Annotated in this window: 10 protein-coding genes; 3 read left to right on the top strand and 7 right to left on the bottom strand. The window is 70.1% G+C overall.

From position 1 onward, the window contains the following. Positions 1 to 245: 245 nt before the first annotated feature. A complete protein-coding gene (locus tag AB8M46_RS17650; RefSeq protein ID WP_152610854.1) occupies positions 246 to 653 on the bottom strand; it encodes a hypothetical protein in 408 nt (135 codons plus the stop codon). Between the two features lie 126 nt (positions 654 to 779). Continuing rightward, the gene (locus AB8M46_RS17645; protein ID WP_037332041.1) at positions 780 to 1856 is read right to left on the bottom strand and encodes a TrkA family potassium uptake protein; all 1077 of its coding nucleotides are present in this window, start codon (positions 1854 to 1856) and stop codon (positions 780 to 782) included. Between the two features lie 88 nt (positions 1857 to 1944). Between AB8M46_RS17645 and AB8M46_RS17640 the strand changes: the two genes are divergently transcribed. Further along, on the top strand, positions 1945 to 2331 hold the full coding sequence (locus tag AB8M46_RS17640) for a hypothetical protein (protein WP_350580965.1): 387 nt from the start codon (positions 1945 to 1947) through the stop codon (positions 2329 to 2331). Positions 2332 to 2355: 24 nt separating this feature from the next. Here the strand turns inward: AB8M46_RS17640 and AB8M46_RS17635 are convergent, their stop codons facing one another. Next, a complete protein-coding gene (locus tag AB8M46_RS17635; protein WP_394360772.1) occupies positions 2356 to 5613 on the bottom strand; it encodes an ATP-dependent helicase in 3258 nt (1085 codons plus the stop codon). Continuing rightward, positions 5610 to 8825: an ATP-dependent helicase gene (locus AB8M46_RS17630; RefSeq protein ID WP_394360771.1), complete on the bottom strand. Its 3216-nt coding sequence runs from the start codon at positions 8823 to 8825 to the stop codon at positions 5610 to 5612. The genes AB8M46_RS17635 and AB8M46_RS17630 overlap by 4 nt, the downstream gene beginning before the upstream one ends. Before the next feature lie 54 nt (positions 8826 to 8879). Here AB8M46_RS17630 and AB8M46_RS17625 point away from each other — a divergent pair, with 54 nt between their 5' ends. Together AB8M46_RS17625 and AB8M46_RS17620 are read left to right on the top strand one after the other, a co-directional pair. Beyond that, on the top strand, positions 8880 to 9203 hold the full coding sequence (locus AB8M46_RS17625) for an MGMT family protein (protein WP_037332048.1): 324 nt from the start codon (positions 8880 to 8882) through the stop codon (positions 9201 to 9203). Between the two features lie 14 nt (positions 9204 to 9217). After that, entirely contained in the window at positions 9218 to 10048 is an 831-nt protein-coding gene (locus AB8M46_RS17620) for a siderophore-interacting protein (protein WP_394360770.1), read from the top strand. A 258-nt stretch (positions 10049 to 10306) separates the two neighbouring features. Here the strand turns inward: AB8M46_RS17620 and AB8M46_RS17615 are convergent, their stop codons facing one another. Genes AB8M46_RS17615 through AB8M46_RS17605 form a run of 3 tightly spaced genes read right to left on the bottom strand, consistent with a single transcriptional unit; the run spans position 10307 to position 13421 of the window. After that, a complete protein-coding gene (locus tag AB8M46_RS17615) occupies positions 10307 to 11596 on the bottom strand; it encodes a sensor histidine kinase (RefSeq protein ID WP_394360769.1) in 1290 nt (429 codons plus the stop codon). 54 nt (positions 11597 to 11650) lie between these two features. Beyond that, complete coding sequence (locus AB8M46_RS17610; protein WP_350596354.1) at positions 11651 to 12460, bottom strand: uroporphyrinogen-III synthase; 810 nt, start codon at positions 12458 to 12460, stop codon at positions 11651 to 11653. Then, positions 12453 to 13421 carry a YafY family protein gene (locus tag AB8M46_RS17605; RefSeq protein WP_037332054.1) on the bottom strand — a complete coding sequence of 323 codons (969 nt, stop codon included), beginning with the start codon at positions 13419 to 13421 and terminating at the stop codon, positions 12453 to 12455. Before AB8M46_RS17605 ends, AB8M46_RS17610 begins: the two co-directional genes overlap by 8 nt. Positions 13422 to 13463: the final 42 nt, after the last annotated feature.

Genomic DNA, 13463 nt, shown 5'->3' with positions numbered 1-13463 from the left:
TCTCGACCACGTCGAGTAGCCATAGGAGGCAACGGCGGCTGGTCACCGTGGTCGTGAGTGGCGATTCGGGTCAGGGCAAGGCTGTCTTAGTTGCCTACTGAATGTAGTTGCCAGTTGGCCGAAAGGCTGTGAAGGCCTCCTTCCCTACCCTCAAGGTAGGCAAGGAGGCCTTCACGGACTTCTCGATCGCCACCCACGGCTCGGCAACACCACCAGCTCCAGCAGCCACAGCGGCGGCGCGGTGATCAGGCCGCCACCGGAACCCGAGGCCCCCGCAACACCAGGAAGACGTACATCCCGCCCGCGAAGCAGCTGAACACCAGCAGCGCCAGCCCGAGCGGCCGCCGCGCGTCGCTCGCTCCGGCCGTCGCGTCGGCCGCGTGCACCGCGATGCCATCCCCCGAAGCCCCGTCCGGGACGACGACCTCGAGGCGCTCGCCCTTGCCGTGTCCGCAGCCGTTGAGCGAGCCCTCGGTCGGTTTGCCGCCGAACTCGAACTTGACCTTCTCGGTGGCGCCGCCGCCCGTGCAGGGCGCGGGCTCGACGACCTCCGCCTGGACGGTCGCGCCCTTGGTCTCGTTCGAGATGCCGAACAGCCCCGGCCCGGCGAGCCACGCCAGGAAGATCACCAGCAGGCCGACCCCGGCCGCCACGGCCAGGGAGTTCCACCCCGGGGTGAGCCCTCTGGCGGGGTCCGATCGCTTGCGCACGAACGCCATGCTCCCAGAACCTCGCGGCAAAACACAGGAGCCCGGAGAGGTGGTAGCAAAGCTCCCCTGCTACCGCTCGATCGTCTCCGCCGCGGTCACCTTGCGGATGTAGAGCAGCTTGTCCCCCGGCTCGATCGCGTCCGCCTGCGGGGCGTCCACCCGGTACAGCACGCCGTCGCGGACGACACCCAGCACGATGTCCGGCAGATGCCGCGGCGACCCGCCCTCTTCGGACGGTTCCACCGGGCGTTCGGCGATCGCGAGACCGGACTCGGGGGTGAGCAGGTCCTCGACCATGTCGACCACCAGCGGCGTCGACGTCGCCATGCCGAGCAGGCGCCCGGCGGTCTCGCTCGACACCACGACCTGGTTCGCGCCCGACTGCTTCAGCAGGTGGACGTTCTCCGCCTCCCGCACCGACGCCACGATATGCGACTTCGGCGCCAGCTCACGGGCGGTCAGCGTGACCAGCACGGCGGTGTCGTCCCGGTTCGGGGCGACGACGACGGCGCGCGCCCGCTGGACCCCGGCGACGCGCAGCACGTCGGCGCGGGTGGCCGAGCCGTGCACGGTCACCAGCCCGAGTGACGTGGCCGCTTCGAGGGCCTGCTGGTCGGTGTCGACGACGACGATGTGGTCGGGTTCGACGTTCTCGTCCCCGAGCAGCGCGTTGACCGCCGACCGGCCCTTCGTGCCGAATCCGACGACGACCGTGTGGTCACGCACCTTCGTCCTCCACTTTTGGATCTTGAAAGCCTGGCGGGAGCGCTCGGTGAGCACTTCGAGTGTGGTACCGACCAGGACGATGAGGAAGAGCACCCGCAGCGGGGTGATCACCAGGACGTTCACCAGCCGCGCGGACGGCGTCGCGGGCGCGATGTCGCCGTAACCCGTGGTCGACAGCGACACCGTCGCGTAATAGAGGCTGTCGAGGAACGTGAGCCCATCGCCGTTCGCGTCGCGGTAGCCGTCCCGGTCGAGGTAGACGATCAGCACGGTCGCGAGCAGGGCGAGCATCGCGCCGATGATCCGTTTGAGGATCGACCGCAGCGGGCTGACCGTCAGTTCCGGCATCCGGATCACACCGACGAGCTCGTGGTCCGGGCGGTCGCTCAGCCTGACCGGGAAACGCTTGAGAACCCTCATGCACAGGCTCCGGCCTGGTCCGCGTCACTCACGGTCGGGAGGATAGCCGAAGAACCTTCCGTTCAGCTCGGTATGCGAAGCTCAAGGCATGTCTTCGGATCCTCGACCGTCTCAGCGGCCCGCCCATTTCCTCGCCGGCCTGCTCGGCGCGGCCGGTGTCCTGCACTTCGTCCAGCCGAAACCGTTCGACGCCATCATCCCGAAGCAGCTTCCCGGCTCCCCTCGGGCGTGGACCTACGGATCCGGCGTGGCCGAGCTGGGTGTCGCCGCCGCGGTCGCGAATCCGAAGACGCGACGGCTCGGCGGGCTCGCGGCCGCGCTGCTGTTCGTCGTGGTCCTGCCGGGGAACGTGAAGATGGCCGTCGACGCCGACCGCCGGAAGGCCCCGAAGCACTGGCGAGCGGCCTTCTGGGCCCGAGTCCCACTGCAGATCCCGTTGGTGACCTGGGCACTGAAGGTCCGCGACCGCGCCTGACCCCCGCATTCAGAGGACTAAACGCTAGATCGTCGGGACGCTCCGCAGGAGCTGACGTAGTCCTTCGGCGTCCAGCAGATCCGCCGGGCGGACGGTCTTGTCGTGTTTCACGTAGTGGAACGCCGCCCGCACCTTCTCCACGGGGATGTTCTTCAACGCCGCCCAAGCCAGCCGGTACGCCGCCAGCTGCACGGCCAGCGATTCGAGCCGGTCGGCTTCCGGGACGGCTCCGGTCTTCCAGTCGACGACGGTCCAGCCGCCGTCGGCGTCGGCGAACACGGCGTCCATCCGCCCGCGCACCGTCACGCCCACGACGTCCGCCGAGAACGGCACCTCGACCGCGTGCGGCACCCGATGTGCCCACTCGCTCTTCTCGAACGCGGTCTGCAGCGCCTCCAGCTCGGTGTCGGGCGCCTCGTCGACGTCCGCCGCCCCCGGCAGGTCGTGGATCTCCAGCAGCTGCTCGCCGCCGAACCGCTGCTCCAGCCAGCCGTGGAACGCCGTCCCCCGCCGCGCGTAGGTGTTGGGGCGCACGGGAAGCGGCCGCCGCAGCCGTTTGGCCAGCGCGGCGGGATCGGCCGACAGCTCGACCAGCTGGCTCACCGAGAGATGCGGCGGCAGGACGACCTGCTGCACCCGGTCCCGCGCCCGCGCCCGCTCCTCCAGCAGCACCTTGGTGTCGGAGATCCAGCCGTCCGGATCGTCCTCTTCCTCCTCCTCGGCATGCTCGGCGTCTTCCAGCGCCCCGAGCACCATGTCGACGCCGTTCGTGACGCCCTCGCGCCGCGGCCACAGTGGATCGACCGGCCATCGTGACCGGCGGGAGTCGGCGACCAGCGGGTTCTCGCCGTCGGTCTCGGGTTCGTCGGCCCAGTGCTCGATCCGGCCGACCGAGTTCCCCCGCATCACCTCGCCGATTTCCAGCAAGAACTCCGACGGCCCCTTCGGCCGCGCGCTGCTCTCGTTCCACCAATGGCCGGAGATCAGCATCGTGTGCTCGGAGCGGGTCAGCGCGACGTAGCAAAGCCTCCGCTCTTCATCCGCTTCCCGTGCGACGAAACCTTCTTCGTGCAGTTCCAGCGCTTCCTGGACTTCCTTGCGGTCCGCGCCTTCGGGGATCCGCAGCTCCGGCAGATCCTCCGAGTCCCCGCGCAGCGCGGCGGGCAGCGAGGTCGACGTCCGCAGCCACGACGACGAACGCCGCCGACCGGGGAAGACCTCCTTGACCAGATGCGGAATGGCGACGATGCGCCATTCCAGCCCCTTGGCCGAGTGCACCGTCAGCACCTGGACCCGATCCGGGACCACTTCCACCTCGCCGGGGGTGAGCCCGTCTTCCGCGTGCGCGGCCGTGTTCAGGTAGTCCACAAAGGACAGAAGAGTGGCCGTCGGCGAGGTCTCGGCGAAATCCGTGACGACGTCGGCGAAAGCGTCCAGGTGCGCGCGTCCGGCGGGGCCGGGACGGGCCAGCGACTCGACGTCGAGCAGCATCGTGCGTTCCACGTCGGCGACCAGTTCGGGCAGCGATTGGTCGAGCCGTCGTCGCAACGCCGAAAGCTCGGCGCCGATCTTCCGGATACGCCGGTATCCCTCGGGGGAATAGCGTTCCGGCGTCCCGGGATCGTCGATCGCGTCGGCGAGCCCCGCCTGCTCGACCCGCTCGGTCACCAGCACCGGTTCGTCCACATCGGACTTTCCCGACGGCGGCACCGGCGACGAGAGTTCGCCGGCCCGGCGCCACAACGCCGCGAGGTCGGCCGCCGCGATCCGCCAGCGCGCGCCGGTCAGCAACCGGGCGGCCGCGCTGCCCGCGAGCGGATCGGCGAGCACCCGCAACGTGCTCACCAGGTCCGCGACCTCGGGTTCGTCGAGCAACCCACCGAGACCGACGACCTCCACCGGAAGTCCACGCGCCCGCAACTCCGCCGCGATCGGCGCCATGTCGGCACGACGGCGCACCAGCACCGCGGCGGTCGGTGGTTTTCCGGTCTCCTCCACGGTTTCGAACCAGCGTTTCGCCACCGCGTCGGCCACCCACTCGCGTTCGGCGCGGATGTCCGGCAGCAGCGCGGCGGCGATGTCGGCGGCCCCCGCGCCCTCCAGCGCGCGCAGCCGTGCGACCCCGAGACCGCGTTCCCGCAGCGGCTCCGAGATCGCGTTCGCGAGTTCGAGCACCTCGGGCGGATTGCGGAAACTGGTCAGCAGCCCGAAATCCAGGGCCGGAACGAGCCGTTCGCCGTTGTCACGCGGGAAGTCCGTGGTGAACCGGGGCAGGTTCGCCGCGCTCGCGCCGCGCCAGCCGTAGATGGCCTGCGCCGGATCGCCCACCGCGGTCACCGGCATCGGCGGATGTTCGACCCCGCCGAACAGCGAACGCAACAGGATCCGCTGCGCGTGCCCGGTGTCCTGGTACTCGTCGAGCAGGACGGCGCCGTAGCGCTCGCGCTCCCCCGCGACCACCGCCGGATAGCTGCTGGCGAGCTGCGCGGCCAGCGACATCTGGTCGGCGAAGTCGAGTGCGCCTTCCGCTCGCTTCCGCGCGTGATACGCCTCGACCAGCGGCAGGAGCGCGAGCCGGAACCGTTGCGCCGTCATGACTTCGGCCAGCTTCTGCGGCAGCGACGCACGCTGCCCCTTCGCCCTCGGCGCGTTCTCGATGACCTCGCACAGCCAAGACGTGTACTGCGCCAGCCGTTCGGTCTCGACGAGGTGCTCGCCGAGTTCCCCGGCCAGCGCCAGCAACTGCGCCGTCACCGTGGAGGGCACACGATCGGTGTCGAGGTCATTGTCCCAAGTGGACACGACGCGATGCGCGAACTGCCACGAAGACGTCTCCGAAAGCAGCCGGACGCCGGGCTGGACGGGCAGCCGCAGGCCGTGTTCGGACAGCAGCCGCCCGGCATACGCGTGATAGGTGAGCACCGTCGGCTCGCCCGCGGTCACCGTCGTGCGCAGGTCGCCGGTCGGGTCGATCTTGTCGAGCAGCCCCGATCCGACGAGCCGTCGCAGCCGGGTGCGGACGCGTTCGCCGAGCTGACGAGCGGCCTTGCGGGTGAAGGTCAGGCCGAGCACGCGTTCCGGCGGCACGACACTGTTGGCCACCAGCCAGACGACGCGCGCGGCCATCGTCTCGGTCTTGCCCGCGCCCGCGCCCGCGACGACCAGCGACGGCTCGATGGGTGCCGCGATGACCTCGGCCTGCTCGTCGGTGGGGCTGTGCAGGCCGAGCGCGCGGGCGATCTCGCCCGGTTCGACCTGACGGCGCTGGAGTTCGGAGATCAAGGGCCGGTCACCTGCCTGCCCTCGGGGCGCAACGGACAGCAACCCCTTGCCGGGCAACGATCGCAGTCCGGGTTCTCGGTGACGCCGTACTCCGGGCCCGCGGCGGATCCGGCCGCCGAGCGCACCAGTTCGAGCCATTGCTTGCCGCTGTCCTCGTCCAGCGGCGCCTGTTCGCGCTGGGTGGATCCGGTCTTGTTGTTGGACTTCGCGACGTAGACCAGCCGCGCGCCACCGGGTTTCGAACCGCCCTCGACCGCGCCGAGCAGCACGGCGAGCTGATACGCGGCCAGCTGGGGATGTTGTTCGGCGTCGGCGGCGGAGATCGGGACCTTGCCGGTCTTGATGTCGATGACGACCGGACGGCCGTCCTTGTCCATCTCCACCCGGTCGACGCGGCCGCGCAGGAGCACGCGAACGTCGTCATCGCCGACGGGCAGCTCGACCTCGATGTCCTGCTCGACCCCGGCTTCGATCAGCTCCTTGCGGCTGGATTCCAGCCAGGAGATGAAGTTCCGCAGCATCTGCTCGACCCGTGACCGCTCGCGGCGCGAGAACCACGGCGCCCCGGCGTCGACCCGTACCCATGCCTCGTCGAGGGCGGCGCGGATCTGCTCGTCGCTGCTGCCGCCGGCGACCGCCTGCGCGAGCCCGTGCACCAGTGTTCCGGTGACCGCGGCGAGCTGCGCGGGGTCACTGCCGCCGTGGCGTTCGATCAGCCAGCGCAACGGGCATTTGACCAGAACCTCCACAGTGGACGGTGAGATGCGGATGAGGTCACCCGGCCCGTGCACGGGTTCGCCGGTCGACGGTTCCAGCAGGCCGTACCAGGTGCTCGGATGCGCGCCCGGCACCCCGGCCGCGGCCAGTTTCGCGAGCTGACGCGCCGCCCGCCGCCGCCTTTCCGGGTCGCTCGTATCAGCACAGACGACCTCGCGCAGCTCACCGACGAGTTCGGCGAGCACCAGCGAACGTCCCGCCGGTTTCATCCGCGAGTCGAGTCCGCCGTCGTCCGCGCCGTTCTCCTCCAGATCGTCGATGAACCGCGAGGGCTGCTCGTCCTCCCCCGCAACCGCGCTGACCAGCAACGTCTTCCGCGCGCGGCTCGCGGCGAGGTAGAACAGCCGCCGCTCTTCGGCGAGGATCGGCGCGGTGGCGGACACCTTTTCGTCGTCGACCCCGGACATGAGGTCGACCAGCCGCTCGACACCGAGCACGGATCCGCGCAACCGCAGATCCGGCCAGCTGCCTTCCTGGACACCGGCGATCGAGACGACCGTCCACTCACGACCGGCGGACGCGTGCGCGGTGAGCAGCGAGACACCTTCGCTTTTCATGGCGGCGGGAGCCAGCGTGTCACCCGCGATGTTCTGCGAGGACAGGTAATCCGCGAACGAGGCGACACTCGCCTTCGGCAATCTGTCGACATAGCGACCGGCCGCGTCGAAGAGCGCGACGATCGCGTCGAGGTCGCGATCCGCTTGGGAACCGAGCGATCCGCCACGATCGACCAGCCGCAGCAAACGCTGTTCCAGACCGCTGGCCTGCCACAGATCCCACAGCACCTGCTCGACGCCGTCCCCGCGCACCACGGCCTGATGCGCCGCGTGCAGCAGACCGCCGATCCGGCGCATCGGGATCGACTCGGCTTCGGCGAGGCCGGTGAGAACATCGTTGGTGCGCAAGGCTTCGACCAACAGTTCGTCGCTGGACCGCTGCCCGCCGCCCGCGAGCTCCAGCCTGCGCAACCCGCGCCGCAGTCGCCGCAGGGCGAGCGGATCCGCGCCGCCCAAGGGCGAGGAGAGCAGCATCTCGGCGAGGTCGACGTCGAGCAGTTCCGGATCCGCCGCGAGCCGCAGCATCGCCAGCAGAGGACGAACTGCGGGTTGTTTCGCGAGCGGCAGTTCTTCGGTGGCGGAACCGATCGGCACCCCGGCCGCGCGCAGAGCACGTTGCAGGACAAGGAAAGTACGGGCGGGCGACCGGACGAGCACCGCCATCTCCGACCACGGAACGCCGTCGACGAGGTGTGCGCGGCGCAGTTGATCGGCGATCCAGCTCGCCTCGGCGGCCGGGGTCGGCATCAGGCGGACACGGACGGCACCGCCCTCGGCGTCCGGCGCGTCGACGAGTTTGCGCTGCGGCGACGCGCCGGGCAGCACGGAACCGAGTTTCGTGACGGCCGTGCGGATGACGGGCGCGAGCCGATGCGCCGTGGTGAGCAGGACCGTGCGCTCGCCGTCCTCGTCCGCGTCGGCGAACAGGCGGGGATCCGCGCCACGGAAGGAGAACACGGACTGATCGGGGTCACCCGCGACGACGAACTCGTCGGCCGCGTGCCCGATGAGCCGGACGAGCTGGGTCTGCAGCGGGTCGAGATGCTGCGCGTCGTCGACGAACAGGTGCCGGACGCGCCGCTGCTCGCGTTCACGCAGGTCCGGGTCGTCCTCCAAGGCGAGCAGGGCGGAAGTGACGAGCTCCGCCGCGTCCAGCGCGGGCGCGCTCGCCACGCCGAGCGCGTTGCCGCCCGCGCCCTGCAGCAGGGTGACCTCTTCGTACTGGCTCCAGAAGCGCCCGGCCGCGATCCACTCTTCGCGGCCGCGCCGCCTGCCGAGTTCGACCAGATCCTCCGGGCCGAGCCCGCGTTCGGCGGCGCGGAGCAGGAGGTCTCGCAACTCCTCGGCGAAACCGGGCACACCCAGCGCGGGGCGCAGCTGCTCCGGCCAGTCGAGCGCGCCTTCCTCGATGTCACCGGCGAGCAGATCGCGGACGACGACGTCCTGCTCCGCCCCGGCCAGCAGGCGGGGCGGGGGGAGCTCGTCGGCTTGCGCCTCCATCCGCAACAGCGCGTACGCGTACGAATGCACCGTGCGCACGAGCGGCTCGCGGATCGTGCGCGGCAGCGGATCCTCTTCCGGATCGGTGGTGAGCCGATGGGTGATGTCGGCGCGCAGGGCCTCGGCCGCCTTGCGGGAGGTGGTCAGGATGAGCACGCTCTCCGGATTCGCGCCCTCCGCGATACGCCTCGACGCCGCCGACGCCAGCAAGGCCGTCTTACCCGTGCCGGGGCCGCCGAGGACCCTGCGGAAGCCGTCCGGTGCGGCCAGCAGGCGGCGGGCGCCGTGATCCCACTGGAAGGACGGCGTGCCGGTGACCGGCGTGCGGACCAGCCGCGCGTCGGTTCCTGCCGCTGTTCGCCGCCCGTTCACGCCCACGATGGAACCACGCCCCGCCGACACAACCTCGCAGCGGCACGGCAAAGTGGTCCCATGGATGACGAACTGCACGAGCGGGTGCGCGAGGTCATCGCGAGCGTGCCCGCCGGCTCGGTCGCGACTTATGGGGATATAGCGTCGGTTTCGGGGGCGCCGTCACCGCGGCTGGTCGGCCGGATCCTCGGCGAGGACGGCCAGGACCTGCCTTGGCACCGCATTCTGCGGGCCGACGGGACGCCGGCTCCGCATCTGGTCGACGAACAGCTGCAACGACTGCGCGCGGAAGGCGTCATACCCGACGGACAGCGCGTCGACCTGCGGAAATACCGCTGGCAACGTGATCCCGGCGACGACGCTGGTCCCGGCGCACTCTTTTAGGTTAGCCTCGCCTAATGAGCTACATCGAGGCGAAGGTGACCGGCGTCAGGCGGCTCACCCCGCATATGAGCAGGGTGACCTTCTCGGGGGCGTCGCTGGTGGACCAGGCGCCCGACCAGTACCTGAAGGTGTTCTTCCCGCAGCCCGGCCAGGCGGAACCCGTGCTGCCCGCGCCGCTGACCGGCGACGAAGTACTGTCCTGGTACCGGACCTACCTCGCGATGCCCGACGACGTCCGCCCGCCGATGCGCACGTACACCGTGCGCGCGCTGCGGCCGTCCGTGCAGGAGGTCGACATCGACTTCGTGCTGCACGGCGACGAAGGCCCCGCCTCCGCGTGGGCTTCGCGCGCTTCGGAGGGTGACAGGGTCGCTTTCCTCGGACCGCACGGGCTCTACGACGTGCCTTCGGAGACGAACTGGCAGCTGCTGATCGGCGACGAGACCGCGATCCCGGCGATCGGCGCGATCGTCGAGGCGCTGCCGGCCGGGACGCGAGCGCTGGTCTACATCGAGATCGGTGATCGCGAAGACCGGCAGGTCTTCGAAACCCAAGGCACCGTGGAGCTGCACTGGGTGGTGCGCGGTTCCGGCGACGTCGGCTCGGCGGTCCTGGAGGCCGTGCGGAAGGCGGAACTGCCGGGCGGGACGGCCTACGCGTGGATTTCCGGCGAGGCGAACATGGTGAAGCTGGTGCGGCGGCACCTCGTGCGGGAGCGCGGGATCGACAAGCGGGCGATCTGCTTCACGGGGTACTGGCGGCAGGGGGTCAGCGAAGAGGCCGCCGGGCGTGAGGCGATGCGGCAGGCGGAGGCCGGGGTGGCTCCGGCGACCGAGGAGGACTGAGGGCTTCTCGCGATGTGTCATGAAAGGGCCGTTCAGGACGTTTTATGTCCTGAACGGCCCTTTCATGACATGCAGGCCGCCGGTGGCATGTCCTGAAGGCCACCTTTGGGACGTTGGACGTCCCGAAGGGCCCCTTTGAGACATCAGCACCCGCCCCAGTAGGCGCCTGACCTGCAGGAAGGGAGCAAGGGACCTTTGCTACCACTTACGTAGCAATGCTAAGCAAGCGATAGCAAAGGTCCCTTGCTACCACCGACGTCAGTGCGGCACCCAAAGCGTCACCCGGGTCCCCCGCCCCGGATGCGAATCGATCGTCCCCCGCCCGCCGACCTCCGCCAGCCGCGCCATGATCGACTGGCTGATCCCGAAGCCCGGCGGCCGGTCCAGCATGCTGAAGCCGGTCCCTTGATCCCGCGCGATGACCGCGACGCCGCCTTCGCACTCCTCGACGCGAAGCACGACCTGTTTCGTCCCGGCGTGCTTCACGGTGTTTCGAAGCGCTTCGCGGACGGCGTCGCGGATGGCGGTCCGGCGCGCGTGTGAGAGGCGGTAGTCCTCTTCGGTCTCGGCGGCGACGAGCTGGGTGCGAAGGCCGTCGCGCGCCATCTCGGTGGCGACCTCGGCGAGATCCGCCGCGAGACCCCGGGCCGAGGGCGCGTCGGGGCCGGTCAGTTCACGCCGGAGTTCGGCCGCCTGCGCCCGCGCCGTCGCGCGCATCTCCGCGAGCCGTTCCGAAGCGGCGGAATCGTCGTCCGGCGCTTCGAGTCCCATCGCTTCCAATGTCTGCAGCACGGAATCGTGCATCACCCGCTGCGTCCGCAGACGTTCGGCGCGCTGCCCCCGCCGCATCCCGATGCCCAGCGCGAACCGGGTGCCGACACCGAGCAGGATCAGGATCCCGGCCGTGGTCACCATCGCCACGACGAGCGCGACCATGCACCCCACCGACCGGCTCATCGCGAGCGGATGGTCGAGCGGGAGACCGCCGGCCCAAGTCAGGAAGGCCCGGAACGGCACGGCCGCGATCAGCAGCAGACAAGCCGCGGGCAGCCCGAACGACAGCGTCCACAACGCCACCGTCCCGACCATCCACGTCCACGCGACGTCGATGGCGAACGGCTGGATCTCGGTCGGCGCCGCGGTGGCCACGATCGTCGTCAGCACCACGCCCACGGCGAGATCCGCGTACATCAGCCGTCCGGACGTCTTCGCCCGGATCCCGCGGCCACGCACCACCCACCAGACCGCGAAGACGTTGAGCAGCATCCCGAGGATCGTCGTGCTCAGCACCGGAACGATCCCCGCCGAGCCGTTCGCGACCAGGAAACCGATGTACACCTTGGGAAACGCGGCCACGCGGTAGAAGATCGGGCCCAGTGCGGAGTACCGGATCGCGCGCATCAGCAGCGTGTCCGCGGAGTCCTCGCGATAGCGCCAGTCCGGCACCGAATCCGGGTCGGGTGCTTCGTCGGCGGGGCTGGCGCCCAGTACCGAAGAACCCTTTCGCAACATCGCGCGCACGAAGGTGACCGATTGAGACTCGGACATCCGCCGCCCTCCCCGCGTCCGATGTGTCGAGCCTGGCAAAGCGGTCTTCCCGCGTCAAGACGGCCGAATGCGCAGTTCCGCGACGAGAAGTTTGACCAACGCGCCGAGCCGCTGACGTTCAGGCTGGACGGTCGGCACCCCGGCGGCTTCCAACGGCGCCGCGGTCACCGGTCCGACGCACGCGCACAGCACCGGACCTCGCAGTGCGGCGAGAAGTTCTTCACGACGCGGGCCCGCCAGCGTGAGCAGGTTCGCCGCCGCGGGAGCGGAAGTGAACGCCAAAGCGTGCACGCGTCCGGCGATCACGCTTTCGACGAGTTCGTGCACAGGTGCGACGTCCACGGGCGAAAGCCAGCGATACGGCTGCGCCTGGACGACGTCCGCGCCCGCGTCCCGCAACGACGCGGTGAGTTCGGGCAGCAGGGTGCCGTGCAGCTGGACCGCGACCCGTTCGCCGCGGACCCCGGCGTCCCGCAATCCTTCGAACAGTTCGGCGTTGCTCTCCTCGGGCGCGGAAAACTCCTCCCGGAGGCCGAAACCTCGCACCGCGCCCACCGCCTTCGGCCCGCGCGCGAAGATCCGTGACGCCGCCAGCCGGTCCAACAACGGTTCGTGCAGCCCCCAGCCTTCGGCCGCCGAAAGCCAGCCGCGGAATCCGGCGCCGGTGGTGACGGCGGTGAACCCGACCGGCCCGGCCAGCACGGCGTCCGTCGCCGCCCGCAGTTCGGTGTCGTCGGGCAGCGGGACGATCCGGATGGTGGGCGCGTGCAGCACCGTCGCGCCCTGCCGGGTCAGCGCGCCGATGAAATCGTCGGCCCGCCGCTCCGCGGTGATCCCGATCGTGATGCCGTCCAGGTCAGCCATAAACCGCGCCCATCTTCCCGATCTCCTCCGCCAGCCGCTCGCGCAGCTCCGGCGGTTCGAGCACTTCGAGGTTCCCGCCGAACCGCAGCAGTTCGCCGACGGCCGATTCTCCCGGTTCCACGGGCAGTTCCATCGTCAGCCAGCCGTCTTCGTCCGGTTTCGCGGTGGTTTCCCGCAACGCCCGGGCCCCGACCGCCCCGAGGTAGAACGGCAGCAGTATGCGGGCGAACTCGTTCAGCCGCACCACCGCCGTCCGCGAGTACATCCGCTTTTCGAACTGCTCCGACCATTCGTGCCAGTAACGTGCGAGGTCGAAGTCGGAAGGCCGCTCGAAGGTCTCGCCGAGGTCTTCGAGTTCTTCGATCCGGGAGATGCGGTACGTCCGGTCGGTCCCGTCGCACCGCGCCGCGAGATACCAGTTCCCCGCCTTGAGGATCAGGCCCAGCGGATCGAGTACGCGGTCGACCTTCCGTTGCCCCCAGCGTTCGTACCGGACCTTGACGCGCCGCCCGTGCCAGACCGCGTCGGCCAGTTCGGACAGTCGCGGCAGGCTTTCGATCCCGCGATGCCAGCCGGGGACGTCGAGGTGGAACCGTTCGGAGATCTTGCCCGCCCCGGCACGCAGCTCCGACGGCATGGCCGCGTGCAGTTTGAGCTGCGCGGCGGCGAGGACCGCGCCGAGCCCGAGTTCGGTGGCCGCGCCGGGCAGCCCCGCCAGCGAAAGCGATTGCGCCTCCTCCTCGGTCAGCCCGGTCAGCCGCGTGCGATAGCCGTCGACCAGCTGATAGCCGCCGGTGCGCCCGCGATCGGCGTACACCGGCACGCCGGCCGCGGACAGCGCCTCGACGTCGCGGTAGACCGTGCGGACCGACACCTCCAGCTCGGTCGCCAGCTCCTCGGCCGTCATCCGGCCGCGGTTCTGCAGCAGGAGGAGGACCGACAGGAGTCTGCTCGCGCGCATGAATCCAGTATCCCCTAAAACCTGACACATCCTGACAGGTAT

The organism is Amycolatopsis sp. SB7-3 (assembly GCF_041021335.1).
Lineage (GTDB): Bacteria > Actinomycetota > Actinomycetes > Mycobacteriales > Pseudonocardiaceae > Amycolatopsis > Amycolatopsis japonica.
The sequence above is the reverse complement of the archived record's forward strand: the minus strand, read 5'-3'. Positions and strand labels throughout refer to the sequence as shown.

Coding starts and splice junctions, on each gene's coding strand:
- AB8M46_RS17645 (WP_037332041.1), bottom strand. CDS start 1,856: ATGAGGGTTCTCAAGCGTTTCCCGGTCAGGCTGAGCGACCGCCCGGAC.
- AB8M46_RS17625 (WP_037332048.1), top strand. CDS start 8,880: ATGGATGACGAACTGCACGAGCGGGTGCGCGAGGTCATCGCGAGCGTG.
- AB8M46_RS17605 (WP_037332054.1), bottom strand. CDS start 13,421: ATGCGCGCGAGCAGACTCCTGTCGGTCCTCCTCCTGCTGCAGAACCGC.
- AB8M46_RS17640 (WP_350580965.1), top strand. CDS start 1,945: ATGTCTTCGGATCCTCGACCGTCTCAGCGGCCCGCCCATTTCCTCGCC.
- AB8M46_RS17615 (WP_394360769.1), bottom strand. CDS start 11,596: ATGTCCGAGTCTCAATCGGTCACCTTCGTGCGCGCGATGTTGCGAAAG.
- AB8M46_RS17620 (WP_394360770.1), top strand. CDS start 9,218: ATGAGCTACATCGAGGCGAAGGTGACCGGCGTCAGGCGGCTCACCCCG.
- AB8M46_RS17610 (WP_350596354.1), bottom strand. CDS start 12,460: ATGGCTGACCTGGACGGCATCACGATCGGGATCACCGCGGAGCGGCGG.